The sequence below is a fragment of the Bradyrhizobium sp. 613_E4_N2_2 genome (genome assembly GCF_052075995.1).
Classification (GTDB): Bacteria; Pseudomonadota; Alphaproteobacteria; order Rhizobiales; family Xanthobacteraceae; genus Bradyrhizobium; species Bradyrhizobium barranii.
Genome location: NZ_CP197234.1, coordinates 2,782,351 through 2,807,707, shown reverse-complemented (window position 1 = coordinate 2,807,707; position 25,357 = coordinate 2,782,351). Strand labels below are relative to the sequence as shown.

The 25,357-nt window shown below is 63.6% G+C and carries 24 protein-coding genes; 11 read left to right on the top strand and 13 right to left on the bottom strand.

What is annotated here, in order from left to right:
• Positions 1 to 179: 179 nt before the first annotated feature.
• The 3 genes from AB7290_RS13275 (at position 180) to AB7290_RS13265 (ending at position 3,524) form a co-directional block, all read left to right on the top strand.
• Positions 180 to 1,703: a bifunctional aminoglycoside phosphotransferase/ATP-binding protein gene (locus tag AB7290_RS13275; RefSeq protein WP_085405781.1), complete on the top strand. Its 1,524-nt coding sequence runs from the start codon at positions 180 to 182 to the stop codon at positions 1,701 to 1,703.
• A gap of 25 nt (positions 1,704 to 1,728) precedes the next feature.
• The gene (locus AB7290_RS13270; RefSeq protein WP_085405780.1) at positions 1,729 to 2,703 is read left to right on the top strand and encodes a CHAD domain-containing protein; all 975 of its coding nucleotides are present in this window, start codon (positions 1,729 to 1,731) and stop codon (positions 2,701 to 2,703) included.
• A gap of 92 nt (positions 2,704 to 2,795) precedes the next feature.
• Entirely contained in the window at positions 2,796 to 3,524 is a 729-nt protein-coding gene (locus tag AB7290_RS13265; RefSeq protein ID WP_085405779.1) for a CBS domain-containing protein, read from the top strand.
• Between the two features lie 18 nt (positions 3,525 to 3,542).
• On the opposite strand, the gene AB7290_RS13260 is transcribed toward AB7290_RS13265, so the two are convergent.
• The 3 genes from AB7290_RS13260 to AB7290_RS13250 form a co-directional block, all read right to left on the bottom strand.
• Positions 3,543 to 4,001 (bottom strand): RidA family protein, encoded by a 459-nt coding sequence (locus AB7290_RS13260; RefSeq protein WP_085405778.1) that lies wholly within the window; start codon positions 3,999 to 4,001, stop codon positions 3,543 to 3,545.
• Between the two features lie 21 nt (positions 4,002 to 4,022).
• Positions 4,023 to 5,714 carry a benzoate-CoA ligase family protein gene (locus AB7290_RS13255; RefSeq protein ID WP_085405777.1) on the bottom strand — a complete coding sequence of 564 codons (1,692 nt, stop codon included), beginning with the start codon at positions 5,712 to 5,714 and terminating at the stop codon, positions 4,023 to 4,025.
• A 148-nt stretch (positions 5,715 to 5,862) separates the two neighbouring features.
• Entirely contained in the window at positions 5,863 to 6,372 is a 510-nt protein-coding gene (locus tag AB7290_RS13250) for a MarR family winged helix-turn-helix transcriptional regulator (protein ID WP_014493760.1), read from the bottom strand.
• 257 nt (positions 6,373 to 6,629) lie between these two features.
• Between AB7290_RS13250 and AB7290_RS13245 the strand changes: the two genes are divergently transcribed.
• Positions 6,630 to 7,805 carry an ABC transporter substrate-binding protein gene (locus AB7290_RS13245; RefSeq protein ID WP_085405776.1) on the top strand — a complete coding sequence of 392 codons (1,176 nt, stop codon included), beginning with the start codon at positions 6,630 to 6,632 and terminating at the stop codon, positions 7,803 to 7,805.
• Between the two features lie 27 nt (positions 7,806 to 7,832).
• Entirely contained in the window at positions 7,833 to 8,288 is a 456-nt protein-coding gene (locus tag AB7290_RS13240) for a cupin domain-containing protein (RefSeq protein ID WP_085405775.1), read from the top strand.
• A 9-nt stretch (positions 8,289 to 8,297) separates the two neighbouring features.
• Here AB7290_RS13240 and AB7290_RS13235 read toward each other — a convergent pair whose 3' ends face one another.
• The 3 genes from AB7290_RS13235 to AB7290_RS13225 form a co-directional block, all read right to left on the bottom strand.
• Positions 8,298 to 9,548 (bottom strand): flavin-dependent oxidoreductase, encoded by a 1,251-nt coding sequence (locus tag AB7290_RS13235; protein ID WP_028156622.1) that lies wholly within the window; start codon positions 9,546 to 9,548, stop codon positions 8,298 to 8,300.
• A 241-nt stretch (positions 9,549 to 9,789) separates the two neighbouring features.
• Positions 9,790 to 10,626, bottom strand: coding sequence for an enoyl-CoA hydratase family protein (locus AB7290_RS13230; RefSeq protein WP_085405774.1), 837 nt, complete (start codon positions 10,624 to 10,626; stop codon positions 9,790 to 9,792).
• A gap of 31 nt (positions 10,627 to 10,657) precedes the next feature.
• Positions 10,658 to 11,419 carry an SDR family NAD(P)-dependent oxidoreductase gene (locus AB7290_RS13225; RefSeq protein WP_085405773.1) on the bottom strand — a complete coding sequence of 254 codons (762 nt, stop codon included), beginning with the start codon at positions 11,417 to 11,419 and terminating at the stop codon, positions 10,658 to 10,660.
• Between the two features lie 192 nt (positions 11,420 to 11,611).
• Between AB7290_RS13225 and AB7290_RS13220 the strand changes: the two genes are divergently transcribed.
• Genes AB7290_RS13220 through AB7290_RS13200 form a run of 5 tightly spaced genes read left to right on the top strand, consistent with a single transcriptional unit; the run spans position 11,612 to position 17,339 of the window.
• Positions 11,612 to 12,427 carry an alpha/beta fold hydrolase gene (locus AB7290_RS13220; RefSeq protein ID WP_085405772.1) on the top strand — a complete coding sequence of 272 codons (816 nt, stop codon included), beginning with the start codon at positions 11,612 to 11,614 and terminating at the stop codon, positions 12,425 to 12,427.
• 12 nt (positions 12,428 to 12,439) lie between these two features.
• Positions 12,440 to 13,729 (top strand): acyl-CoA dehydrogenase family protein, encoded by a 1,290-nt coding sequence (locus tag AB7290_RS13215; RefSeq protein WP_085405771.1) that lies wholly within the window; start codon positions 12,440 to 12,442, stop codon positions 13,727 to 13,729.
• A 2-nt stretch (positions 13,730 to 13,731) separates the two neighbouring features.
• Positions 13,732 to 15,258, top strand: coding sequence for a class I adenylate-forming enzyme family protein (locus AB7290_RS13210; protein ID WP_085405770.1), 1,527 nt, complete (start codon positions 13,732 to 13,734; stop codon positions 15,256 to 15,258).
• Positions 15,255 to 16,343: an NAD/NADP-dependent octopine/nopaline dehydrogenase family protein gene (locus tag AB7290_RS13205; RefSeq protein WP_085405769.1), complete on the top strand. Its 1,089-nt coding sequence runs from the start codon at positions 15,255 to 15,257 to the stop codon at positions 16,341 to 16,343. Before AB7290_RS13210 ends, AB7290_RS13205 begins: the two co-directional genes overlap by 4 nt.
• A gap of 3 nt (positions 16,344 to 16,346) precedes the next feature.
• The gene (locus tag AB7290_RS13200; RefSeq protein ID WP_085405768.1) at positions 16,347 to 17,339 is read left to right on the top strand and encodes a 3-hydroxybutyryl-CoA dehydrogenase; all 993 of its coding nucleotides are present in this window, start codon (positions 16,347 to 16,349) and stop codon (positions 17,337 to 17,339) included.
• Here the strand turns inward: AB7290_RS13200 and AB7290_RS13195 are convergent.
• The 6 genes from AB7290_RS13195 to AB7290_RS13170 form a co-directional block, all read right to left on the bottom strand.
• Positions 17,336 to 18,382 (bottom strand): peptidase M29, encoded by a 1,047-nt coding sequence (locus AB7290_RS13195; RefSeq protein ID WP_085405767.1) that lies wholly within the window; start codon positions 18,380 to 18,382, stop codon positions 17,336 to 17,338. The genes AB7290_RS13200 and AB7290_RS13195 overlap by 4 nt on opposite strands.
• Before the next feature lie 39 nt (positions 18,383 to 18,421).
• Entirely contained in the window at positions 18,422 to 19,189 is a 768-nt protein-coding gene (locus AB7290_RS13190; protein WP_085405766.1) for an ABC transporter permease, read from the bottom strand.
• Positions 19,186 to 19,971, bottom strand: a complete 786-nt coding sequence (locus AB7290_RS13185) for an ABC transporter permease (RefSeq protein WP_085405765.1) — start codon at positions 19,969 to 19,971, stop codon at positions 19,186 to 19,188. Before AB7290_RS13185 ends, AB7290_RS13190 begins: the two co-directional genes overlap by 4 nt.
• Positions 19,968 to 20,813, bottom strand: coding sequence for an ABC transporter ATP-binding protein (locus AB7290_RS13180; protein ID WP_085405764.1), 846 nt, complete (start codon positions 20,811 to 20,813; stop codon positions 19,968 to 19,970). Before AB7290_RS13180 ends, AB7290_RS13185 begins: the two co-directional genes overlap by 4 nt.
• Positions 20,814 to 20,937: 124 nt before the next feature.
• The gene (ilvD, locus tag AB7290_RS13175; protein WP_085405763.1) at positions 20,938 to 22,632 is read right to left on the bottom strand and encodes a dihydroxy-acid dehydratase; all 1,695 of its coding nucleotides are present in this window, start codon (positions 22,630 to 22,632) and stop codon (positions 20,938 to 20,940) included.
• Between the two features lie 76 nt (positions 22,633 to 22,708).
• A complete protein-coding gene (locus tag AB7290_RS13170) occupies positions 22,709 to 23,692 on the bottom strand; it encodes an ABC transporter substrate-binding protein (RefSeq protein ID WP_085405924.1) in 984 nt (327 codons plus the stop codon).
• A gap of 167 nt (positions 23,693 to 23,859) precedes the next feature.
• Between AB7290_RS13170 and AB7290_RS13165 the strand changes: the two genes are divergently transcribed.
• Positions 23,860 to 24,768, top strand: coding sequence for an NAD(P)-dependent oxidoreductase (locus AB7290_RS13165; protein WP_085405762.1), 909 nt, complete (start codon positions 23,860 to 23,862; stop codon positions 24,766 to 24,768).
• 24 nt (positions 24,769 to 24,792) lie between these two features.
• Here AB7290_RS13165 and AB7290_RS13160 read toward each other — a convergent pair whose 3' ends face one another.
• Positions 24,793 to 25,356 carry a flavin reductase family protein gene (locus AB7290_RS13160; protein ID WP_085405761.1) on the bottom strand — a complete coding sequence of 188 codons (564 nt, stop codon included), beginning with the start codon at positions 25,354 to 25,356 and terminating at the stop codon, positions 24,793 to 24,795.
• Position 25,357 lies beyond the last annotated feature (1 nt).

Genomic DNA, 25,357 nt, shown 5'->3' with positions numbered 1-25,357 from the left:
ATTCTCCTTACCGGCTAGGATAAGCCACCTTTCGCCGGGAAGCTTGATCCTCCTCAAGGCGGGAACACCGCGCAGCCAGCCGACGACAGGCTTTGACCGATGTCAAGGACTGGCCCCGATCCGCCTCTAAGGATTAGCCTGCTGCCTCACCGCTGACGCATCTGGAAATGCCTGCTGAGATGACAGACGATTCTGCAATCCAGGAACGGGTCTTCGAAGCTCTAAACGCGCGTCCTGGCGTAAAGCGGATCGACACCCACGCAGCGTCGGTGTTTCTCGACGGAACGCGCGCCCTGAAGATCAAGCGGGCTGTCAAGTTTCCGTTCCTCGACTATTCGACGCTCGAAAAGCGCGAGGCGGCCTGCGAAGAGGAGATCAGGATCAACCGGCCGCTCGCGCCGCAAATCTATCACCGCGTCGTGGCGGTCACGGAGGAGCCGGATGGATCGATCGAGATCGACGGTGGCGGCCGGCCGATCGAGTATGCGGTCGACATGTCCCGCTTCGACGAAAACCGTACGCTGGACCATGTGGCCAAAACCGGCCCGCTGGATGCAGAGCTCGCCCCGGCCATCGCGGATGCGATCGCAGCATCGCATGCGAGAGCGTCCGTCGCGGACGGCACCGCATGGATTGCCTCCATTCCCGTGCTGATCGATGGCAACAGCACCGGGCTGCGCAATGGCGATCATTTCGAAGCCGCCCAGATCGAGCAACTCTGCGAAGCCTCCCATCAGGCATTCCTGCGCGTCCGCGCTACACTGGAACAACGCGCGCGCCACGGTTTCGTGCGCCGCTGTCACGGCGACTTGCATCTTGCCAATATCGTGCTGATCGATCGGCAGCCTGTCCTGTTCGACGCGATCGAATTCGACGCGCAGATGGCGACTGTGGACGTGCTCTACGATCTTGCGTTCACGCTGATGGACCTGCTGCGCCATGACCGGCCGGTCGCGGCCAATGCCGTCCTGAACCAGTATCTGATGACGGCGCCCGGCGAAACGCTCGACGCCCTGGCTGCGCTGCCACTGTTCATGTCCATTCGCGCGGCGATCCGTGCGCAGGTGGCGCTGGCGCGGCTGAGGCGGCCTGATGCCGACGGCCCCGGCACTCTCGACGAGGCGCGCCGCTATTTCGAGCTCGCCCAGGCTTTGATTCATCCCCCCGCCCCTCGCCTGATCGCGGTTGGCGGACTGTCGGGCACCGGCAAATCCGTGCTCGCCCGCGCGCTGGCGCCCGCCGTGGCGCCACAGCCGGGCGCCGTCGTGCTGCGCAGCGACGTCATTCGCAAGCAGCTGTTTCAGGTGGGACACACCGAACGGCTACCGCCGTCCACGTACCGGCCTGACGTGACGGCGCAGGTCTACGAGGTGCTGATGCAGCGCGCCCGGCAGGTTCTGGCGCAAGGCCATTCGGCAATCGTCGACGCCGTCTTTGCGCGCGAGTCCGAGCGAGATGAGATGGCCGCCCTGGCCCACGAGTGCGGCGTACCGCTCAATGGATTATTCCTCGTCGCCGACCTCGCCACCCGCAAGGCGCGAATCGGCGGTCGCCGGGGCGACGCGTCCGACGCCACGCAAGAGGTTGCCGCGCAGCAAGAGCACTATAATATCGGCCATGTCGGTTGGGCGACCATCGATGCATCCGGGACACAAGCGCAGACGCTCCAGAATTGCCGGGACGTAATCGCTGAGGGCAAATAGGGCAATCTGATTGGCGCGGGCTAGGATGGCGCGACCCACCACGAGTTCGATGGCGACCGCTCGCGCCAAGCCTGCGGCGCGGCGCAATGTTTTGCCCGGCCGCCTCAGCCCCGGCATGGCCTGCGACACCGCGTTCCGGATCATCGCCCGCCGTCACCTCGATGCCGTCCTCGCCCAGCACGATGGCACCTGCCACGGCGATCCCGAGGCGCTGCATCAGATCCGGATCGCACTGACGCATCTGCGCACCGCCATCCGCTTCTTCTCGCCCATGGTCGACGATGCCCTGCGGCCGAATGTCTGGGCCGAATTGAAATGGCTGAACAGCCAGCTCGGCATGGTGCGCGACCTCGACGTGGCGATCGAGCGAGTTATCGCCGAGAGCGGAGGCGAGCTTGACGTGATCGCCGAGCTTCAGCATTGGGACGAGAAGCGCGCCGAGAGCCACCGCCTGCTGGCGCGCGCGCTGCAATCGGCGCGGTATCGCCGTCTTGTCGAGCAGACCTCGGCCTGGATCGAGAGCGGTCCTTGGTCGACCCGGCGCAGCAAGGAAGCCATCCGATTGCGCCGCTGCCCGCTTGCCGACCACGCGACGGCGCAGCTCACGGAATGGGAAACGACGCTGCTCAGGAAGGCGCGGAAACTGCGCAAGCTCGACGCCGGAAAACGGCACAAGCTGCGGCTCCTCAACAAGCGGCTGACCTATTCGATCGAATCGCTAGAGGATTTGTTTGTAGACGAATCGCTGACCAAACAGAAGTCGATCCTCAAGCAATTGCGCAAGGCGCAGAAGTCCCTCGGGCAATTGAACGACGATGCGCGAGGGCAAACCCTGGCAGCGTCGCTGAACGAGGCCGTCCCCGAGGCGGGCATCCGCTTCCTCAACCGGAAGCGGCAAAAGAAGCTTTTGCGGACCGCCTCGAACGCCTACCGGAAACTGGACAAGGCCAAGCCGTTCCGCTCCTCCGACCTCGCCCCGAATGCGGAGCCCGAAGATTAGGTGCGGACCAGCTTGACTTGGGTCAAATCAGCTTCCTGCCGGTGACCTAAGCTCCACACATCGATATTCGTGTGAACTTGCGGAGCTTCCCCATGCGCGCCCACCAGATCATGACCCGCTCGGTCATCTCGGTTGCCCCCCACACCAGCATCGTCGAGGCGGCAAACATCATGCTGAAGCGGCACGTCAGCGGCCTCACCGTGGTCGACGATGCCGGCAAGCTGGTCGGCGTGGTCTCCGAGGGGGATTTCGTCCGCCGCAGCGAAATCGGCACCGGGCGCAAGCGAGGCCGCTGGCTGCGGTTCATCCTCGGCCCCGGCAAATCCGCCAACGATTTCGTCCACGAACATGGCCGCAAGGTCTCGGAGGTGATGACCGACTCGGTCGTGACCATCACCGAGGATACGGCGCTCGCGGAGATCGTTGATCTCATGGAACGGAACAACGTAAAGCGGCTGCCGGTGGTGCGCGGCGACAAGGTCGTCGGCATCGTCTCGCGCGCGAATTTGTTGCAGGCGGTGGCGGGGCTCGCCCGCGAGGTACCGGATCCGACGGCCGACGACGATCACATTCGCGGCCGTATCATCGACACCATGGAGAAAAACGACTGGTGCCCGTTCGGACTGAACGTCATCGTCCGGGACGGCATCGTTCATCTCAGCGGCGTCATCACCGAGGAACGCGCGCGTCAGGCCGCCGTCGTTGCGGCGGAGAATGTCGAGGGCGTCAAGAAGGTGCACGACCATCTGTGCTGGGTCGACACCGTATCGGGCGTCTATCTGAATTCGCCCGAGGACGACGGTCTCGCCAGGGCAAGCTAGGCGCGAACCGAAGGCGGCTTAGCGGGGAATGACGGCGGTGGCTTCAATCTCGACGCGCGCCGCCTTCTCGACGAGGCGGACGACCTGCACCAGCGCCATCGCAGGATAGTGCGCACCGAAGGTGGCACGGTAGCTCTTGCCGAGCTCCCTCAGGTTCGCCAGGTATTCGTCCATGTCGACGACGTACCAGGTCAGGCGCACGAGGTGCTCGGGCCGCGCACCCGCCTCGGCTAATATCTCGGCGATGTTGCTCAGGGCTTGGCGCACCTGTGCGACAAAGCCGTCCGCGAGACGCTCCTCGGCGTCCCAGCCGATCACGCCGCCGGTGACGACGATGCGTCCCTCGGCGGCCATGCCGTTGGCATAGCCTTTCGGTAGCGGCCAGCCGGACGGTTGGAGCACCTGCGCCCTGGAGCCGGTTTCGCTCTCGGCTGCTGTCGGCAGCACCGCGAGGTGCGGGCCTTTCGGCGTCGTCACGGACAATTCTTCATCCTTCTCTTATTCCGCCGCAACGCCAGAGGACGTCGCTGCAGCCTGCGCCAACTGCCGCAGGGCAAATCGCTTCAACTTGCCGGTCTCGGTCTTCGGCAGTTGCACCACGAACTCGATCGCGCGCGGATATTTGTAAGGCGCAATCTCACGTTTGACATGCTCCTGCAACTCCGCTGCGAGTTGAGCGTCCGGCGTCACACCGGGGGCGGCGATGACATAGGCCTTCACGATCATACCACGCGCCTCGTCCGGCGCACCGACGACGCCGCACTCGGCTACGGATGGATGCGTCAGCAGCGCCGCCTCCACATCCGTGCCCGCGATGTTGTACCCGGCTGACACGATCATGTCGTCGGAGCGCGACTGGTACCAGAAGTAGCCGTCGCTATCCATCAGATAGGTATCGCCGGTGATGTTCCAGCCATTCTGGACGTATTTGCGCTGCCGCTCGTCGGCGAGATAGCGGCAGCCGGTCGGGCCGCGCACCGCGAGCCGCCCCATCGTGCCCGGCGGCAGGTCATTGCCGTCGTCATCGACGATTTTTGCTTCGTAACCCGGCACGGGTTTGCCGGTTGCGCCGGGACGGATCTCGTCCTCGGTCGCGCTGATGAAGATGTGCAGCAGCTCGGTCGAACCGATGCCGTCCATCAGCTTGATGCCGGTGGCCTTGAGCCAGGCATCGAATGTCGGCTTGGGAAGGGTCTCGCCGGCAGAAATGCACTTGCGCAGCGAGGAGATGTCGCGACCCGCGAGCTTGCCGATCATGGCGCGATAGGCGGTCGGCGCGGTGAAGCAGACCGAGGTCTTGTATTGCTCGATCGCCGTCAGCATGTCGTCCGGCGTCGTCTTCTCCAGCACGACGAAGGAAGCACCGATATGCATCGGAAACAGCACGCCGCCGAAGCCGAAGGTAAAGGCGAGCGGCGCGGAACCGACGAAGCGATCCTTCTGCTCCGCCCTCAAGATGTTGTGCGCATAACCGTCGCAGACCGCCAGCATATCCCGATGGAAATGCATGGTGCCCTTGGGATCGCCCGTCGTACCCGACGTGAAGGCAATCAGGCAGATGTCGTCGGCGGCGGTATCGACCGCCTTGAACTCCGGGCTCGCATCAGCAATCAGCGTCTCGAGCGAGTCCGACGCGCCGTTGCCCCAATAGACCACGTGCTTGAGACCGGGCGCCGCCGCTTTCGCCTTCTCCATCTCCTCCGAGAGTTTTCCATCGCAGAGCGCGAGTGCAATCTCCGCCTTCTGGATCGGATAAGATAGTTCCTTGGCGCGCAGCAGAGGCATGGTCGCCACGACGATGCCGCCAGCCTTGATCACCGCGAGATAGGTCGCGACCATCATCGGATTGTTGGCGGAGCGCAGCAGCACGCGTCCGCCGGTTACGAGACCAAGCTTGCGAACCAGCACGTCGGCGATGCGGTTCACGAGCGCTTGCAGCTCGCGATAGGTGTAGCTGACGGCCGGACTGATGACGCACGGCGCGTCGCCGTGGCCCTGCTCGACCCAGCGGTCGAGAAAATAGCTGACGCAGTTCAATCGCGGCGGATAGCGCAGCTCCGGCCGCGTGAAGATGAATTCGGGCCAGAACTCGCGCGGCGGCAGATGCTGCCGTGCGAATGTATCGACGTGGGCCGTCGCGGCGTTGCCGTCATACGAGCCCGACTCTTGAGCCTTAGCGGCGTTGGCCATCGCACGCTCCTTTCAGCATGGAAAGCACCCGGCAGCATCATCTAGAAAACATTTTAGGCTTAAAACAATTCGGCGCAATAGCGGATTTTGGGCATCCCATGCATTTTCCTGCGGCAAGGTGGGACTGGCGGGGTGCCCCGCTGGCGGACTACGGCCGGCGGCGACCGGCCGATTTCTGCGCCGACGCCTTTGTCTTGGCCAGGAGCCGCATCAATTCGCGGACATCCTTCGGGGTCAGGTCGGCGAACAGATCGGCGATCCAGGTCTCGTGTTCCGCAGCCATCCTGCGAAACTCGGCGCGACCCAGCTTTGTGAGGCGGATCACCTGGACGCGGCGGTCCGTCTCCGAGGTGCGCCGGTCGAGATGGCCCGATTCCACCAGCCGTTCGACGAGGCCGGTGACGTTGCCGTTGGACACCATCATGCGCTTGGAGACGTCGGACAGCGTCATGCCATCGGGCGCCTTGTCGAGCTGCGCCATCAGGTCGAACCGGGGCAGCGTGACGTCGAAGCGCTGTCGCAGGCGGCCACGGACTTCGCCTTCGATCAGGGTCGTGCAGGTGAGCAGACGCAGCCACAGCCGAAGCTCTTCGGCGTGGTCCTCCGGCGTCTCGACGGCCTTGGTCTCGGAATCGAGCATCTCGATGCAGTCACTCATGGCCGGCCCTGGCGCCAGCAGGGATTCCCCAACGTTTTGAGCTTCAAATAAATCGGCCCCGGCCGCAAGCCTAAAGCTGCAACAATCGACCGCACCGAATTTCTTTAGGCTTCAAATAACTGGCGCGCCGCTTGCATGCGCACTGCCCGCAGGATGGCCACGCCTTGAGCTTGCTTGCCGCGGCCGCCATCATCGGCATAAGCTTGGATTGGAGTACGCGGCTTGCTGCGCAAGCCCGATCGTCACGGGGACACATCATGAAGACGCAAACGACCTTGGCCGCTGCCGCCCTGCTGCTCGGCACCGCGGTGAGCCCTTCCCTCGCCCAGGAGAAGATCAAGCTGGGCGTGGTCGTGACCCTGTCGGGCCCCGCCGCCGCGCTTGGCCAGCAGGTCCGCGACGGCTTTGCGCTCGCCGTGAAGGATCTCGGCGGGAAGATGGGGGGCCGAGATGTCGAGGTGATCGTCGCCGATGACGAGTTGAAGCCCGACGCAGCGGTCACGAAGGTCAAGGGCCTTCTGGAGCGCGACAAGGTCGACTTCGTGGTGGGCCCGATCTTCTCCAACATCCTCCAGGCGATCCACCGCCCCATTACGGAGTCCAAGACGTTCCTGATCAGCCCCAACGCCGGCCCATCGACTTTCGCCGGTAAGGACTGCAACCCGTTCTTCTATGTGACGTCGTACCAGAACGATCAGGTCCACGAGATCCTCGGCAAGGTGGCACAGGATCGCGGCTACAAGCGCATGTATCTGATGGTGCCGAACTATCAGGCCGGCAAGGATTCGGTGGCGGGCTTCAAGCTCGACTACAAGGGCGAGATCGTCGAAGAATCCTACATGCCGCTGAACACGCTGGACTTCCAGCCGGAACTTTCCAAGATCTCGTCGCAGAAGCCCGATGCGCTGTTCACGTTCATGCCGGGCGGCCTCGGCGTCAATCTCGTCAAGCAATACCGGCAGGCCGGCCTTGCCGACAGCATTCCGGTGCTCTCGGCTTTCACGGTGGATGAATCGACCTTGCCGGCGCAGCAGGATGCGGCCGTCGGCATGTTTGGCGGCGCGAACTGGGCGCCCAATCTCGACAATCCCCAGAACAAGAAGTTCGTCGCGGCCTATGAAGCCGCCTACAACGTCGTGCCCGGCACCTACGCTTTTCAGGCCTATGACGCCGCGATGCTGATCGACAGCGCGGTCAAGGCCGTGAAAGGCGATCTCTCGAACAAGGATGCGGTTGGGGCTGCGCTGAAGAAGGCCGACTTCACCTCTCTGCGCGGCGCCTTCAAGTTCAACACCAACGGCTATCCGATCCAGGATTTCTATCTGACCAAGGTCGCCAAGCGTGCGGACGGCAAGTTCCAGACCGAGATCGTTCAGAAAGTCTTTGAGAACTATGGCGACCGCTATGCCAAGGACTGCAAGGCGGCAAACTAAGCCGCACCGCATTACGGGAGGACTACAATGAAGAGCGAAATCACCGGCATCACGCGGGCTAATGAAGGGATCCAGGGCATTTCCTGGAACATCCTCGGCCAGACCTATGTGCCGAAGAGCAATACCGAGCACAGCTTCTCCTGGCACGCGACATTGCCGCCGGGCACATTCGTGCCGCCGCACATCCATCCCGACCAGGATGAGTATCTCTACATGCTCGAGGGCAAGCTTGACTTCGTGCTCGGCAATTCGGAGTCGCAGGCGACCCCGGGCGATCTGATCCGCCTCGGCATGGGCGTGCCGCACGGCATCTTCAACAAGTCGGAGCAGACGGCAAAGGTGCTGTTCTGGGTGTCGCCGACCCGCAAGCTGTTCGACCTGTTCTGGGGCCTTCACAACATGAAGGAACAGAAGCCGGAGGACGTGGTGGCGATGGCCGCCGAGTTCAACATCCACTTCCTGCCGCCGCCGCCCGGCGGCTAGGAGCTAGTCTTAAGCGCGCACCGCCGCCAGACCCGGCACGGCGGCGAAGCCGGCCTTGGTGGCGTAGCCGCGGACGATCGCCTCGCGCTGGGAATAGCTCAGCACGTTGTCGACATTGTCGAAGCCATCGGGCGCAAGCTGCTCGACGGCGTCGATGACGCCCTCGGGGCCGCCGCGCCGGTTGGATCGGACGATGTCAGCGGTCATCGGCAGACGCTTCTTCTCATATTCAAGCAAAGCCTGGCGCGGATGCTCGGCGCGCACCAGCGCATCGGCAAGGCAGCGCGCGTCGAGGATCGCCTGAGATGCGCCGTTCGAGCCGACCGGATACATGGGATGCGCCGCGTCGCCGAGCAGTGTAACGCGCCCGGACGACCAGTAGGGCAAGGGATCGCGGTCGCAGGTCGGATATTCGTAGAATTCCGGCGTTGCCGAGATCAGGCTCTTGACGTCGATATAGGGCACCGAGAAGCGCGCGACATGCGGCATCAACTCCTCGCGCCGGCCGGGCCGCGACCAGTCTTCCTTCCGGGGCGGCGGGGCATTGCCCTCGCCGACCTTCACCAGCACCGCCCAGTTGGTGAGACGGCTCGCCGGACTCGATCCCTCTGCGATCGGATAGATCACCACCTTGGCGTTGAGGCCGCCGGCCACGATCATCGACTTGCCGGTGAGGAACAGCGGCCAATCGCGCGCACCGCGCCATAGCATCAGGCCGTTCCAGCACGGCGGTCCCTCGTTCGGGAACAGCGTATCGCGAACGCGTGAATGGATGCCGTCAGCGCCGATCAGGATATCGCCGCGCGCAGTATGAATGTGCGCGCCCGAGCGGTCGAAGAAATAAGCGGTGACGCCGCCCTCGTCCTGCGTGAAGGCGCCGAGGCGGCAGCCGGTGTGAATTGCCTCCGGCCCGAGCCGCTCCTCGACGGCGCGATGGATGACGCCCTGAAGGCGGCCGCGGTGAATCGAGAATTGCGGCACGTCATGGCCGGCGTCGATGCCGCGGGCCTCGCGCCATACCTCCTGGCCGTGGCGATTGAGGTAATAGAGCTGGTCGGTGCGGATCGCGACGTCGTCGAGCTGCTGGAGGAGACCGAGGCCGGCAAGCTCCCGCATCGCATGCGGCAGCGTGTTGATGCCGACACCGAGCTCGCGGATGGTGTCGGCCTGTTCGAAAATCTCGCACCCGATGCCGCGCGAGCGCAGCATCAATGCCGTGGTGAGACCACCGATACCGCCACCGACGATAATCGCCTTCATCGCCCTTACTCCACTCGAAAATACGCCAGGCAATGGGGCTAAAGTCGCACGGGCGGTCACTTCGCCGCAAGCGGCTTTGTCGCCTCCGCCTTGAGCTCGGCCCGGGTCTTGGGCTTAGCCTTAATTCTCAGCTCCTCGAGATCCCGCCGGTCGCGCACGTTGTTGCGGAAAATCTGATCTTTTCCGGGCAGGTATTGCGGCGCAAGTCACCGTTGCTGGCTTCCCGCAGCAAGTCCGGGGCTCAGTCGCCCCTGAAGACCGGCTTGACCTTGTTGGCGAATGCTTCAAAGGCGCGCTCGAAATCCGCCGTGGTCATGCACAGCGCCTGAGCAACCGCTTCCGCTTCGATCGCCTCTTCAATCGACATCGCCCATTCCATCGCCAGCATCCGCTTGGTCATGCTGTTGCCGAAGGTCGGGCCGTCCGCAACCTGCTTGGCCAGCAACTGCGCCTGGGGCAGCACCTGCTCGGGCGTGACGATGCGGCTGAAGAAGCCCCAGCGCTCGCCCTCCTCCGCCGTCATGAACCGGCCGGTGTAGAGCAGCTCGGAGGCGCGGGACTGTCCGATGATCCGCGGCAGGATCGCACAGGCGCCCATGTCGCAGCCGCCAAGGCCGACCTTGTTGAAGAGGAACGCGACCTTCGCGCCGCTCGCCGCGAGCCGCATATCCGATGCCATCGCAATGATCGCGCCGGCGCCGGCGCAGATGCCTTCGACCGCGGCCACAATGGGTTGAGGGCAGGCGCGCATCGCCTTGACGAGGTCGCCGGTCATCCGCGTGAAAGCGGTCAGCCCCTTGGTGTCCATCTTCACGAGCGGGCCGATGATCTCGAACACATCGCCGCCGGACGAGAAGTTACCGCCGGCGCCGGTGACGATGATGGCCTTGACTGCATCATCGAAAGCGCAGGCGCGGAAGAAATCCGTCAGTTCCCGATAGCTCTCGAAGGTCAGTGGATTCTTCCGCTCGGGACGGTTGAGCGTCACCGTGGCAACGCTGTCGACCACCGCCAGCAGGAAGTGCTGCGGCGAATAATCCGCGAGCGGCACGGTCACAGGATTGGCTGGTCTGCTCATGCGATCTCCTAACTATGTTTGTTCCGCGCTACTAGATTTCGCCGCCTGCGACTGCAATCGCCTGCCCGGTGATCGCACCAGCGCCTTCGCCGCACAACCAAAGCACTGCGTCAGCCACCTCTTGAGGCGTGATCAGCCGTCCCTGCGGATTGTGCTTCGCGAGCTCGGCGATCGCCTGCTCGCGGCTCCTGCCGGTCTTCCTCATGATGTTTTCAATGCTGCCGGCGACCAGATCGGTGTCGGTGAAGCCCGGACACACCGCATTCACAGTCACATTGCTTCCGGCCGTCTCGAGGGCAAGAGAGCGCACGAGACCGACGACGGCGTGCTTCGCCGCCGTATACGCGCTGACATAGGCGTAGCCCTTGAGCCCCGCCGTCGAGGCAATCGCGACGATGCGGCCATAGGGACGATCCTTCATGCCCGGCAGAACGCCCTGGATGGCATGGACAACGCCCATGAAATTGACGTCCATCATGCGCGCAAACAGGGCAGCGTCCGATTTCGCGAACGGCGCGGATTCTGCACTTCCCGCGTTGGCGATCAGGATGTCGATCGGCTTTCGCGCGCTCGCTTCAGCGATAGCGGCTTTCAGTGATAATTCGTTCGAGACGTCGGCGACCGCAGCAAAATGCGCGGCACCTGCGCTGACCGCCTCTTCTAGAACAGCCGCGTTCCGGCCGAGCACCGTCACGGTTGCACCTACCCCGACAAGAGAGGCTGCGATGGCGCGGCCAATGCCGCGACCGCCACCGGTCACGAGCGCGTGCGGCGAGTGCGGCAATCCGGACATGCGCTGGCTCCTTGGCTCTGCTGATCGTTCCTCGATATATTTTAACCTTCAAGTTTTTGCAACGAAGCTGCCGCAGCGCCGCGAACGCCTTCGCGCGAGAGACCGGCCCGAATATTGCTTTAAGTATAAAATTATCGCTTCCCATCCCCCACAGGCCTGTTAGCATCGCCCGGCCGAGCAAAAGGATGTCGCGTGTCGCAGCCTGCGCCAAAGATAACAAAAGACGGCCGCTTCGCCTATGAAGCCGCGGGCGATCCGGACGCGACGCCCCTGATCTTCCTGCATGGCATTGGCGGCGCGGCGCGGGCCTGGCGGCAGCAGCTTGCCAGATTCAGCACCCAGTTCCGCGCGATTGCGTGGGACATGCCGGGCTACGGCGGATCGGCGCCACTCGCCACCGTCAGCATCACGGCCCTTGCCGATGTGCTCCAGCAATTCATTGAGCAGCTTGGTGCAAGCAAGCCAATTCTGGTCGGCCATTCGATCGGTGGCATGATCGTGCAGAAATGGCTGGCGCAATTTCCGAAGCTGGCCCGCGCGGTCGTCCTCGCGCAGACCAGCCCGGCCTTCGGCAAGGCCGATGGCGATTGGCAGAAATCGTTCATCGCGGCGCGGCTTGGGCCGCTCGATCGCGGTGAGACCATGAAGTCGCTGGCTCCCTCCCTGGTGAAGGAGCTTGTCGGCGACGATCCCGATCCGAAGGGAATGGAGCTTGCGCGCGAGTGCATGGCAAGCGTGCCCGAGGCGAGCTATCGCGCCATGATGCTGGCTTTGATGGGCTTCGATCAGCGCAGCACACTCAAGGACATTTCCGTCCCGACGCTGTTGCTGTCCGGCTCCAAGGACAATAATGCGCCTGCCCCCATGATGGCAAAGACGGTAACATTCATTCCCTCTGCCGAATATGTCGAGCTGGCTGGGGTCGGCCATCTCGCCAATCTTGAACGCCCTGACGCGTTCGACGAAGCCCTCGGCCGGTTCCTGAATTCCGTCGCAACCAAAACGTAAGGTGGCTGCGCAATGACCATGCAAGTCAGCAAGAACATCGGCGTAACCGACAAGGTCGCACTGGATACGCCGATCTTCGATCCCGTCGCATTCCGCCTGAACGACGAGCAGGCCGGCATCATCGCGCGCGCCCGCGAGATCGGCCAAAGCGTGTTCGCTGGTCGCGCGGCGACTTACGATCGCGAGGCGATTTTCCCGACTGAGAACTATCGCGACCTGCATCGCGTCGGCCTGCTCGGCATCGCGGTGCCCAAGAAGCATGGCGGGCTCGGCGCGAACTATCAAACCTACGCACTGGCGGCAGCGGAAATCGGCCGCTATTGCGGCGCGACCGCCCTCACCTGGAACATGCACGTCTGCTCGACCCTGTGGTCAGGTCCGCTCGCCGACGATCTCGACATGGACGCGGAGACCCGCGCCGAGCACGAGCGGCGGCGCGCGGTGCATTACAAGCGTATCGTCGAGGATGGCGCGATCTACTCGCAGCCCTTTTCCGAGGGTGGAGCGGCCGCGGCCGGCGGCGTCGCGTTCGGCACGGAAGCAAAGCCCGTGAAGGGCGGTTGGATCGTCAACGGCAGGAAGATCTTTGCATCGCTGTCCGGTCATGCCGACTATTACGGCGTGCTCTGCACCGAGATCGAGGAGGGCGAAAAAGCCTCGCGCCGCAACACCCTTTACCTCGCGATCTCCGCGAAATCGGACGGTGTCTCGGTGGTCGGCGACTGGGATCCGCTCGGCATGCGCGGCACAGTCTCTCGCACGCTGCTGTTCAAGGATGTGTTCGTCCCTGAGGATTCCGCGCTGATGCCGCGCGGCGTCTATTTCCAGGCGGCGATGCGCTGGCCTCACATGTTCCTGACGCTGTCGCCGACCTATATGGGCCTGGCGCAAGCCGCCTATGATTTCACCGTGCGCTATCTTCGCGGCGAGGTACCGGGCATGCCGCCGGTCAAGCGCCGGATGTACCCGACCAAGCAAATCGCGGTCGCGCAGATGCAGATCAAGCTCGAGCAGATCAAGGCGATCTGGTTCCAGGCCGTCACCGAGGCCCGCGCCAATCCAAGCAAGGAGCAGGTGCTGCGCGCCTATGCCGCGCAATATTCGGTGATGGAGGGCGCCAATGAGCTCGCCGCGCTCGCGATCCGCACCTGCGGCGGTCAGGCCATGCTCCGTTCACTGCCGCTGGAGCGCATCTATCGCGACAGCCGCTGCGGCTCGCTCATGCTGCCCTGGACCGCCGAGCTCTGCCTCGACCGGATCGGGCGCGAGGCGCTGTACGAGGCCGGTGAAACGGACGACTGACCGTGGACCTCTGTAGTCTGATCGATCGCAACGCGGCGTTCGCGCCAGACAAGACGGCGATCGCCTTCGAGGGTGAGCGGCTGAGCTACGCCGCACTCGCCGCGCGCATCGAACGGACCGCCACGGCGTTGAAGCAGGAGCTCGGCGTCGGCCGAGGCGACCGCGTCGCAATCCTGAGCCTGAACCGGCCGGACTATCTGGTTCTGCTCTACGCATGCGCGCGACTTGGTGCGATGCTGGTGCCGCTGAACTGGCGGCTGGCGGTTGCCGAGCAGCGCTTCATTCTCACCGACGCGGGCGCAAAGGTCCTGGTACTCGAGCAGGCATTTGCCGGAGTTCTCCCGGAGCTTGCGCCGGGGACGGCCGTCATCGGCCTCGATTTCGCGCCGTCGCGGGGCGTAACATTCGAAGACCTGCTGGCTCGCAGCGAAGGCAGCGGCCGCAATCCGCACACTGATCTCTCCTGCCCGCTGCTCGTCGTCTACACGTCTGGAACGACGGGACGGCCGAAGGGCGCTGTTCTGCGGCAAGAAGCCTTGTTCTGGAACGGCGTCATGAGCCAGCACATGCAGAACATGACGTCAGATGATCACGTGCTGACGGTACTGCCGTTCTTCCATGTCGGTGGCCTCAACATCCAGACCACGCCGGCGCTGCAGCTTGGTGCGACGGTCACGATCCACGCCCGCTTCACGCCGGATACCGCGCTCGCGGCCATTGAACGGGAAAGACCGACCCTGACAGTGATGGTGCCTGCAATCCTCCAGGCCGTGAGCGAGCATCCCGCCTGGACAACGACCGATCTCTCGTCGCTCAAGGCCGTCTCGACCGGCTCGACCATCGTGCCACCGCACCTGATCGATCGCTTCGTGGCGCGCGATGTTCCGGTGCTTCAGGTCTATGGTTCGACGGAAACCTGCCCCATCGCAATCTACACCCGGCTTGGCGGCGATCTTTCGCGCGCGGGATCGACCGGACTTGCCGGCCTGTGCTGCGAAGCGAAGGTGATCGATCAGGCCGGCAAAGAGGTCCCTGCGGGTACGCCGGGCGAAATCGCCGTGCGAGGGCCCAACGTGTTCTTCGAATATTGGGGCAATGCGGATGCCACGCGCGATGCGCTGCACGACGGTTGGTATCGCACCGGCGATATCGGCCTGTGCGACGCCGACGGCTATTTCTGGGTCCGCGACCGCAAGAAGAATGTGATTATTTCCGGCGGCGAGAACGTCTATCCGGCCGAGATCGAGCGCGTCCTGCTCGAACATCCCGATGTCAGCGAATGCGCCGTGATCGGCCGGCCGGACCCGCGCTGGGACGAGGTGCCGATCGCCTATGTCATCGGGCGGTCCGGCTGCCGGCTCGAAGCGGAGGAGCTGAGAGCGCATCTTCAGACGCAGCTCGCCCGTTACAAGGTTCCGCGCGACATCGTCTTCGTCAACGACCTGCCGCGCACGGCGCTGGGCAAGGTCCAGCATTTCCTGCTGAAGCAGCTTGATGCGCAATCGCGCGCGCAAGGAGAAGCATCTTGAAGATTGCAGTTCTGGGTGGGGGAAACGGCTCTTTCGCGGCCGCGGGCGATTTTGCGCTGTCCGGGCATGAGGTCCAGCTCTGGCGCCGCGACGCTGATCAGGTGACGGCGCATCGCGCGGCCGGCTCGCGCATCCTGGTGAAGGATCATAATGGCCGGCACGATGTGAAGCTCGCGCTGGTGACGACCGACATCGCCGAAGCAATTGACGGCACCGAGCTGATTCTGTGCCCCGCCCCTGCCTTCGCGCAGCCGGACATTGCTCGTTTGCTCGCTCCGCATTTGCGGGACGGCCAGGTCGTGTTCCTGCCGCCCGCCACATTCGGCTCGATGATCTTCGCCCAAGCCGCGCGGGATGCCGGAAACCACGCCAAGGCAAGCTTTGCCGAGACCGGCACGCTGCCTTGGCTGACCCGCAAGCACGGGCCGTTCGAGGTCGCGATCACCATCCGTGCCAAGCGGCTGCCGGTCGGCGTGTTTCCGCTCGATCAGGCCGCGCATGCACTCGAAGTGATCGGACGCGCTTTCCCTGATGCGATCGAGCCCTGCGGCGATGCGCTCTCCGGCGCGCTGATGAATGCTGGGCCCATTATTCACCCGCCGCTGATCGTGATGAACGCGGGCGCGATCGAGCATTTCGAACGATGGGACATCCACAAGGAAGGAACGCAGGCCGCGATCCGCCGGGTGACGGACGCGTTCGACGCAGAACGGATCGCGGTGCGCGAAGCGCTTGGCTATGGCGCGCCGCATTTTCCGCTGGCCCACCACTACGCCAAAGAAGGCGAGATCTGGATGTATGGCCGTGGCTCGCACGACCGGCTGACCGATTCCGGCGACTGGCGTGAGCGGATCATGCTGACCGAGCACCGCTATATGCGTGAGGATCTGCGGCTTGGGCTGTCGCTGCTGGTCTCAGTCGCCGCCCTGGCGGGCACGCCCACGCCGTTGGCCAAGGCCTTTCTGGCCATCGGCGGCGCGATTTGCGGCGAGGATTTTGCACAGGGCGGCCGAACGCTCGAGACGCTGGGGCTTGGTAATCTCGGCAAGGCCGAGCTCCAGGCGCTTCTTCGCAGGGGATTTTGACCGATGACCAGCCGCACCAACATTGCCTGCCTCGGGGCCGGCCGCATGGGGCGCGGCATCGCCGTCGCGTTCGCCTACGCAGGGCATACGGTCACGATGATCGATATCAAGGGCCGTTCCGCGGAAGATTTAGCCAGGCTGGAGGCGGACGCGCTCGACGAAGTCAGGAAAACCTTTGCCAGCCTGTCGAAGCTGGGACTGCTGAGCGAGGCAGATGTCGATCCGCTTATCGCACGGGTCTCGGTGGTACCAGCCAGCCGAAGCGGCACAGCGCTGTCCGGCGCCGGAATGGTTTTCGAGGGCGTTCCTGAGGTCGTCGAGCTCAAGCGCGAGGTGCTGGGGGCGGCTTCAAAACAAGTCGGCCCGGATACGATCATCGCTTCGACCACGTCGACCATCCTCGTCGACGATCTCTCCGGTGCGATCGTGAACCCTCGCCGCTTCCTCAATGTGCACTGGCTCAATCCGGCCTATCTGATCCCGCTGGTCGAGGTTTCACCCGGCAAAGCCACCGATCCCGCCATCATCGATGAGGTCAAGGCGCTGCTCGAAGCCATCGGAAAGGTCCCCGTGGTCTGCGCGGCGACGCCCGGCTTCATCGTCCCGCGCATTCAGGCGCTTGCTATGAACGAGGCCGCACGCATGGTCGAGGAAGGCGTCGCCAGCGCCGAGGAGATCGACAAAGCGATCCGTTACGGCTTTGGCTTCCGCTATGCCGTGCTCGGACTGCTCGAGTTCATCGACTGGGGCGGCGGCGATATCTTGTACTACGCCAGCCGGTATCTCGAGGGCGCGCTCGGCAGCGACCGCTATCGCGCGCCGGACGTCATTGCCCGCAATATGCAAGAAGGCCGCATCGGCTTGCGAACGGGTGCCGGCTTCCTCGATTATTCAAGCATGGACGTCGACGCCTATCGCGTGAAGCGGCTTCAGGCCATGGTCGACCTGCTCCGGCATTTCGGCCTGGCGCGCCCACCGGTCCTCGACCGCAGCTAGCCGAAGACGTCCTGCAGCACGCCTTCACGAACGACCGCGACGCCGTCGAGTTCGATCGTCGTTCCCATCATCGGCAAATCAAAGTGGCCCGCGGTGTAGCGGCCGGCAAATTCGTTCGCGCCGGTCGAGAACAGGAAATTGCCGGAGACGGCACGAATTTCAGTGCCATTGGTGTCGCGCTGGTCATACATCGAGAGGGCTTCGTAGCGGGCTCCCGGATTCATGCCGAACCCGACATGCGAGACCGCATAGGCCTCGCGATCGCCCCACGCCGCGAGATAGGCGCGCATCATCGCCGCATCCGTGCCCTCGCCCTCCAGCTCGACGACATAATCGTCCTTCAGCGTCATTTTCACCGGGGACGCCAGGTAGCGCTTGAAGGTCAGATTGATGTCACCGGGCGCCATCACCAAGGTCCCGTTGATCGTTCCGCTCTTGGGAAAGCTAACCACAATGCCACCCGGCCAGTGCGCCAGCGTGCCGGGCTTGTCGGTCCAGCCCCACACGCCGACCGTGGACGCTCCGACCATGTCAACGTCGAGCGCCGTGCCGGCCCTCGATGTCACGCGCATCCGCTTCGTCCCACGCAACAATTTCGCGGCCGCGCGAACACGCTTCTCGAGGGCGGGATCCGGCACCATCCGCTCCAGCGCTTCCGGGTGTTCGTTGGAGATCACCAGTATCCGCGCACCGGCCTTGAGGATCTCCGGCGTTTCCACCGCATGCATCAGGCCCTCGATGGTGCAATCCACCACAAAGCCGGCCTGCTGGAGTGCGGTGATGACCGGACCAAGCCGCTGGATTGCCTCGCTTGCGCCGGTCGAGCGAACCGGCACGATATTCCGGTTACGTGGCGTCGGCATCACCACATGAAACGGCCGCGCGCCCATCCGCAGCAGGGCGAGCTCCGCCAAATGAACGTTCAGCGCGCGCGATTGGGTTTCCGAGAGGATTGCCGCGGTGTCGCCGGCCTTGACGGCGCAGCGCTCAAAGATCTCGCAAAACGCGTCGATCCATTTTGCCTCGATGCGATCCGCCAGCATGGTTCACTCCCGGTCTTCTGGTTTCTTTGTTCAGTCAGATCACGCTTCGGGGAAGCCCCGCAAGAGATACGATCGCAGGGCACCCAGCAAGCCGTTCAGGATCAACCCCAGCAGCGAAATCGTGATCAGCGGTACGAACATGTCGACGGCCTGAAAAGTTCGGGCCGCCGTCACCAGCACGTGCCCCAACCCGTCCGTCGACGTGATCATCTCGGCCAGAAACACCACGATGCAGGAAATGACAAGGCCGATCCGGCAGCCGGTCAGGATCGAGGGCATCGCTGCCGGCAAGACCACCTTGAACAAGATTTCATAGCGCGGCGTTCCCGCTGCCATCGCCGACCAGATCAGCTTCTGCTCGACGGCTGATGCGCCGTAATAAGTGGACAGCAGAATGGGAAAGAGTGCGTCCGCCGCCACCAGCGTGATCTTCGATCCGTGGCCGAAGCCGAGCAGAAGCAACAGCGCCGGATAGAGTGCGACTTTAGGCAACGGCGCCAATACGCGCACGATTGGCCGAACTACGGCATTGATCGCTTGATTGGCGGCCGCGGCGATGCCGATACTTACACCGAGCACGACCGCAATCGCAAAGCCGGCAAACAGCCGGATCAGGGTCGCCGCGATCTCCTGCTGAAACGTCCACGTCACGAGTTGCTGGAGCAACCTGCTGAAGACGTATCCCGGCGGCGGCAGCAAGACCGCAGGCGCAAAGCCGAACGATACGAGGCCTTGCCAAACCGCGATCACCAGCACAATTGGCGCAAGCCCGAGAACGACGTTTGCTGAGGGAAGACGCGATGTCATGAGAAGCTCAGCGGCATGTCGAACTGAGGCTCGGACCAGCGCACCAGCCGTGCGCGGACCCGCTCGAAAATCGCATCGAGGCAAATTCCCATCGCCCCCACGATGATGATCATGGCGAAGACGGTGTCGTATTGGCCCATGTCCAGCGCGTTGAACAGAATGTTGCCGGCGCCGGACTGGCGGGCGATCATCTCGCTGGTGATCATCGTGATCAGCGCCAGCACGAGACCGGTGCGACATCCGGTCAGGATTTCCGGCAGCGCCGCCGGCAGCACGATCCGCACCAGCCGTTGCAGCGGCGAAAGTCCCATCGCGGCGCCCGACCACAGCATCTTCTCTTCGACGGCTTGGGCGCCCTCAAAGCTGTGATAGATCACGGGGAGGCTGACGCCGAGGAAGATCACGAGCGTCTTCGTGATGTCGCCGACGCCCAGCCAAAGCATGATGATCGGCATCAGCGCCGCCTTCGGCACCGGATAGATCACCATTAGAAGCGGGTTGAAGAAGGCCGCGACGGCGCGGCTACGCCCCATCAACAGACCCAGCGGGATCGAAACCAGCACGGCTACACCGAACCCGATCGCCATGCGGCGAAGCGAGGCCAGGATGTTGATCAGGGACTCCTTGTCGCCAAGGATGTCCGGGATCGCGCGGATCGCCTCGATCGCCGTCGGAAAGCTGTCATTCTTCAGCGCGAGCGACGCGACCTGCCACACCGCCAGCAGCCCGATGCAAGCGAACACCGGGGCGGCACGTCTGGCGGCGGCAGCAGGCGATGTCATGACGGCGATCCGGTCTCGTCGACCTCGTCGAACATGCGCTCGATGTCGACGACATATTTCTGGTAGCGCGGATCGAGCAACAGCTCGTTGCGGCGACGCGGCCGAGGCAGATCGATATCGATCACCTGCCGAATGCGGCCGGGAGATTTCGACATCATCACGACCTTGTCCGACAGGAAGACGGCCTCGTCGACCGAATGGGTCACGAACAGCACCGTCTTGCGGTCACGCTCCCAGATGTTCAGGAGATCATTCTGGAGGCGTGTACGGGTGTGCGCGTCGAGCGCGCCGAACGGCTCGTCCATCAGCAGAACCTCAGGGTGGTAAGCCAATGTCCGGGCCAGCGCGACGCGCTGCTTCATGCCACCCGAGAGCTCCTTGGGATAAAAGTTCTCATAGCCTTTGAGGCCGACCATCTCGATCAAGGCCTGGCTCTGTGCTCCGGCCTCGGTGGCAGGCACACCTTGCTGGCGCGGGCCATACATCACATTGCCCAGCACGGTCTTCCAGGGAAACAGAGCGAACTCCTGGAACACTGGTCCGCGATCCGGACCCGGCCCCGTGATCGTCTGTCCCTTCATCCTCGCCACGCCGCTGGTCGGGCTGACGAAGCCGCCGACGATATAAAGAAGTGTCGACTTTCCGCAGCCGGACGGACCAAGGATGGAGACGAAGGCTCCTTCCCCGATCGTCAGCGAGATGTCCGATAGCGCCAGATGATCCTTGCGCGCCGAGGTCTGGAAAACCTGGGAGACGCGGTCGATCTCGATGATCGCAGAAGCCGGCCTTTGTGACGTCACCGGATTCACCCATTCGCTCGATCTCGAAGGCACTACCCTCATCCCGTCTCTCGCTTGACTCACGCGCGAACGTCACGCAACCGATCCGCTGATGTCCTCCATCAGCTGATCGAACTTAGCAAGAAACTTGCCAGACAGGCGGTCATTCTCGCACGGAAGCGACGCGTCATTCGAACCAAGGCCATTCTGCAGGGCCCTCATGTGTGACGGCTCCGCCCGGCGCCTGTCCGACCAGCCGCGCATACTTTGCGAGCGCACCTGCACGGTGACGGGCCGGCCTCGGCTTCCAATCGCGTCGGCGCGCCGTGAGTTCCTGCTCGTCGACCAGCATATCCATCCGCCGGTTTGCGGCATCGATCAGGATCCTGTCGCCGTCGCGAACAAGCGCCAACGGACCGCCGACAAACGCTTCGGGGGACACGTAGCCGATGCACATGCCGCGAGTAGCGCCGGAGAACCGTCCATCGGTGATCAGGGCCACTTTCTCGCCCATACCCTGGCCGTAGATCAGCGCGGTAACGCCGAGCATCTCGCGCATGCCCGGGCCGCCGACTGGCCCTTCATTGCGGATCACCAGCACCTCGCCCGCCGTGTAGGCGCGGTCACGGACCGCTTTGACACACGCCTCCTCATCTTCGAAGACGCGCGCAACGCCCTCGAAGTGCTGACTCTTCAAACCTGCGACCTTGATCACGGCACCGTCTGGACAGAGATTGCCCTTCAGGACCGCCACGCCACCATCAGGCATGATCGGCGCACGAGACGCGTAAACGACTTCACCGTCGGGAGCGTTGGCCGCGCCATATTCTTCGGCGAGCGTGCGCCCGGTGACGGACAAGCAGCTCCCATCGATGTGCCCGCTCTGGATCAACTCGCGGATCACGACGGCCGCGCCGCCGATGTCGTAGACATCCTTCGCAGTGTACTTGCCGCCCGGCCGCAAGTTTCCAATCAGCGGCGTCCTGGCAAAGACCTTGCCGACGTCATCAATCGTGAATGCGATCCCGGCCTCATTCGCGATCGCCGGCAGATGCAGCGCAGCGTTGGTCGAGCCGCCCGTGGCGGCAACAATCGCCGCACCGTTCTCGAGGGATTTCCGAGTCACGAGGTCGCGCGGCAGCGGGCCGCCACGTTCCAGCATCTCCATCACCAGCCGCCCGGCGCGGCGCGAGATCTGTGCACGTTCCGCATAGACACCGGGCACCATTGAGACGTTGGGAATGGTCAGCCCCATCGCCTCCGACACCATCCCCATCGTGTTCGCGGTAAACTGGCCGGCGCACGCGCCAATGGTCGGCAGGCAGGCGCGCTCGATCCGCTCGAGCGTGGCACCGTCGATCTCTCCGGTCATGAAGCTGCCGACAGCTTCATAGGAGTCGAGCACCGTGAGAGTCCGCCCATCCACCCGGCCAGGCAGCGAGCTGCCGCCGTAGATGAAAATGGACGGTACGTTGCAACGAACCATGCCCATCATCACGCCGGGAAGCGTCTTGTCGCATCCGCCGTACCCGATCAGCGCGTCATAGGCGAGACCATGAACGACGGCCTCGATCGAATCGGCAATCAGCTCGCGCGAAAAGAGAGAAAACTTCATTCCCTCGTGATTCATGCTGATGCCATCGGAGACCGACACGGTGGAGAATTCGCGCGGCGTGCCGCCAGCCTCCTCGATTCCCGTCTTTGCCGCGGCCACTTGGAAGTCGTGGGTCATATTGCAGGGCGTCTGCTCGCCCTTCATGCTGACGACGCCCACCATCGGCTTGGCGATCGCGGTGTCGTCGAGCCCCATTGCGCGCATGAAAGCGCGGTGCGGGGCCCGGTCGAGGCCGTCAGTCGTGACCCGTGATCGCAACTTCTTCATGCGCGCATCTGTTTCATGCAACGTCCGGGATGATCCGGGACGCCGCGCCCCCTCGTTCGGACAATTCGCCCGTCGCCTATTCCAGCGGCGCGACGATCGTCGCGTGCTTGAACTGCATGGCATCCAGCTTCGGCAGCATTCCGGTCTCCGCGTAGATGTCCAGCATCTTCTGGATCGCGGGGAAGTTCGGCGCCGCACCCGGATCGCGGCCGAAATCGTTGTCCTTGAGCAGATACGTCTCGAGCACCGGAATAGGCGCCTTGAGAACCTCATTGACGACCTTTAGCGTCTCTTCGCGGTTGGCCAGCGCTTTCTTCATACCTGAGGTAATGTCACGCACGTAGGCCTTCACCAAGTCGGGGTTCTTGTCGACGAAATCGGCGCGGCAGGCTTCCAGGATGTGCACGATGTTCGGCATCGCCTGCGACAATGAGAACAGCTTTCTTGTGCCCCCCTTCGCCTCCGCACGTGCGGCAAACGGCTGGTTCATGTTGACCGCGTCGACGCGGCCCTGGCGCAGCGCATCTTCGGAGACGGCAAAGCCGACCTCGACCAGCTTGATGTCCTTGGCCGGATCGACGCCATTCTGCTTGAGCAACAGGTTGAAGGGGCCTTGCGTGCCACCGCCGATCACGGAAATGCCGACCGTCTTGCCCTTGAGATCGGCGATCGTCTTGATCGGCGAGTCATCCATCACCGCCCAATAGACCGAGAAACCGCCGGGCTTCTCGAAGACGTGCTGCGCCACGATGTAGGCCTTGAGATTGCCGCCGACCACACCGTTGGCCAGCGAGAGCGGCGCTTGCGTCGCGCAATCCAGCGCGCCGGCCGCCAATGCCTGCGTCATCGGCGCGGTGCCCTGAAATTGGGTCCATTCGATGTTGTAGGCCTTGCCGATATTGGGAAACTCAGCTGGCCTGCGCATCATCCAGTACTTGGATTCCTCGGCCGGGATGGTCCAGCCGACGCGAATGGTCTGCTGTGCCCATGACGGGGCTGCCCCCGCGCTCGCAGCCGCGGCCGCTCCCAAAGCCAGGATCCACTTCGAAACGGTTCGCATCGTGCCCACTCCGCTGCTCCGGCGCCGACCGGCGCCGCCCAACCCGACGGCCTCAAATGTTTCATGGTTCAAACAATCAGGCAAGCCATGCGAGCCGGACCGTTTCGCTGTCCGACCTGCAATGTATGGTAAGGCGGCGTTTGCGCTGCGACAGAAGGAGGCAACCTATGGCTGATGCGAGCAAGACAAACCCGCAGGGCGTCGAGAGGCTCGGCTATCTCGGCCTTGGGCTGATGGGAACGCCGATGACCCGGCGCCTGCTCAAGGCCGGCCATCAGGTCGCTGTCTGGAATCGTTCGGAGGGCAAGGTCGCTCCGCTCGTCGCGGCCGGCGCCAGGCGCGCAACCACGCCCCGCGACATGTTGGCGAACGCGGATATCGTCTTCATGTGCGTGACCGATGCCGCCGCCGTCGAAGAGGTGATTTTCGGGCCCGACGGTCTTGCAGCGGCTTCCGGCGCAGGCAAGCTCGTCGTCGACTTCTCGTCGATCCATCCCGACGCCGCGCGCGATCTCGCAGCGCGGCTGAAAGACGCGAATGGCGCGGGCTGGATAGATGCGCCGGTGTCCGGCGGCACCAAGGGCGCAGAGGAAGGCACGCTCGCCATCATGGCCGGCGGAGAAGCTGCTGACATCGAGCGGGCACGGCCCTATGTGCTGCACATGGCACGCAGGTTCACCCACATGGGCCCGATCGGGGCTGGCCAAACCACAAAACTCTGCAACCAGGTGATCGTCGGATGCGCGATGGCCGTTCTGGCGGAAGCAACGCGCCTTGCCTCGAATGCAGGGATTGACGCAGGCCGGCTGCCCGAGGCGCTCGCCGGCGGCTTTGCGGATTCCATCCCGCTTCAGCTCTTCGTGCCGCGCATGGTCCGGGGCATCCACTCGCCGCCGCTTGGCCATATTGCGACAATGCTCAAGGATCTCGACACGGTCGCCGATGTCGCCCAGGCGACGTCAACGCCGGTGCCGATGGCGACCCTCGCGGGACAGATATTCAGGCTGGCCAAGGCTGCACGCGGCGCCGACGCGGACGCTTTGGAAATCTACAAGCTCTCGGCCACAGACCGCTGAGCCGACGAGCGTCCTTGAATCGCCTTATGGCGACTTCTTCCGTTCATCATCCGCCAGGAACCGGCCATACCCCCCGCGCGCAAACAGCAGGGGCTCCTTGGCACTGTAGGCATAGGCCTCGACCGCGCCGAGAAAGATCACGTGGTCACCCCCATAATAGCGATTGACCGATCGGCATTGAAAGTTGGCGACACTCTCGGCAAGCACCGGCGCGTTCCCGAGGCCCGGGGTCCAGTCGACCCCGGCGAACTTGTCCTCGGACGATTTTGCAAATTTGTTCGCAAGCGTTTGCTGCGACCTGCCGAGTATGTGAACGGCGAAATGGCTGGCGTTCTGAAACACGGGGAGGCTTGAGGAATAGAATCCGAGGCTCCAGAGGACCAGAGGGGGATTCAGCGAGACTGACGCGAACGAATTGCAGGTGATGCCATAGGGCTTTCCATCAGCGGCCATGGCCGTGATGATCGTTACGCCCGTTCCGTATGTGCCCAGCGCGTTGCGAAAATCACGAGGATCGATCGGCGAGCTGTCACTGGCGAGTTCGTTGGCTGGATCGGAAATGGCCGGCTGCTTCGGCAGATCATTCATC

What these genes read in the sequence shown, in the direction of transcription:
- AB7290_RS13245 (WP_085405776.1), top strand. Translation starts at nt 6,630, where the DNA reads ATGAAGACGCAAACGACCTTGGCCGCTGCCGCCCTGCTGCTCGGCACC.
- ilvD (WP_085405763.1), bottom strand. Translation starts at nt 22,632, where the DNA reads ATGAAGAAGTTGCGATCACGGGTCACGACTGACGGCCTCGACCGGGCC.
- AB7290_RS13240 (WP_085405775.1), top strand. Translation starts at nt 7,833, where the DNA reads ATGAAGAGCGAAATCACCGGCATCACGCGGGCTAATGAAGGGATCCAG.
- AB7290_RS13185 (WP_085405765.1), bottom strand. Translation starts at nt 19,971, where the DNA reads ATGACATCGCCTGCTGCCGCCGCCAGACGTGCCGCCCCGGTGTTCGCT.
- AB7290_RS13190 (WP_085405766.1), bottom strand. Translation starts at nt 19,189, where the DNA reads ATGACATCGCGTCTTCCCTCAGCAAACGTCGTTCTCGGGCTTGCGCCA.
- AB7290_RS13250 (WP_014493760.1), bottom strand. Translation starts at nt 6,372, where the DNA reads ATGAGTGACTGCATCGAGATGCTCGATTCCGAGACCAAGGCCGTCGAG.
- AB7290_RS13160 (WP_085405761.1), bottom strand. Translation starts at nt 25,356, where the DNA reads ATGAATGATCTGCCGAAGCAGCCGGCCATTTCCGATCCAGCCAACGAA.
- AB7290_RS13225 (WP_085405773.1), bottom strand. Translation starts at nt 11,419, where the DNA reads ATGTCCGGATTGCCGCACTCGCCGCACGCGCTCGTGACCGGTGGCGGT.
- AB7290_RS13215 (WP_085405771.1), top strand. Translation starts at nt 12,440, where the DNA reads ATGACCATGCAAGTCAGCAAGAACATCGGCGTAACCGACAAGGTCGCA.
- AB7290_RS13230 (WP_085405774.1), bottom strand. Translation starts at nt 10,626, where the DNA reads ATGAGCAGACCAGCCAATCCTGTGACCGTGCCGCTCGCGGATTATTCG.
- AB7290_RS13170 (WP_085405924.1), bottom strand. Translation starts at nt 23,692, where the DNA reads ATGCGAACCGTTTCGAAGTGGATCCTGGCTTTGGGAGCGGCCGCGGCT.
- AB7290_RS13270 (WP_085405780.1), top strand. Translation starts at nt 1,729, where the DNA reads ATGGCGCGACCCACCACGAGTTCGATGGCGACCGCTCGCGCCAAGCCT.
- AB7290_RS13200 (WP_085405768.1), top strand. Translation starts at nt 16,347, where the DNA reads ATGACCAGCCGCACCAACATTGCCTGCCTCGGGGCCGGCCGCATGGGG.
- AB7290_RS13255 (WP_085405777.1), bottom strand. Translation starts at nt 5,714, where the DNA reads ATGGCCAACGCCGCTAAGGCTCAAGAGTCGGGCTCGTATGACGGCAAC.
- AB7290_RS13195 (WP_085405767.1), bottom strand. Translation starts at nt 18,382, where the DNA reads ATGCTGGCGGATCGCATCGAGGCAAAATGGATCGACGCGTTTTGCGAG.
- AB7290_RS13265 (WP_085405779.1), top strand. Translation starts at nt 2,796, where the DNA reads ATGCGCGCCCACCAGATCATGACCCGCTCGGTCATCTCGGTTGCCCCC.
- AB7290_RS13275 (WP_085405781.1), top strand. Translation starts at nt 180, where the DNA reads ATGACAGACGATTCTGCAATCCAGGAACGGGTCTTCGAAGCTCTAAAC.
- AB7290_RS13165 (WP_085405762.1), top strand. Translation starts at nt 23,860, where the DNA reads ATGGCTGATGCGAGCAAGACAAACCCGCAGGGCGTCGAGAGGCTCGGC.
- AB7290_RS13235 (WP_028156622.1), bottom strand. Translation starts at nt 9,548, where the DNA reads ATGAAGGCGATTATCGTCGGTGGCGGTATCGGTGGTCTCACCACGGCA.
- AB7290_RS13180 (WP_085405764.1), bottom strand. Translation starts at nt 20,813, where the DNA reads ATGAGGGTAGTGCCTTCGAGATCGAGCGAATGGGTGAATCCGGTGACG.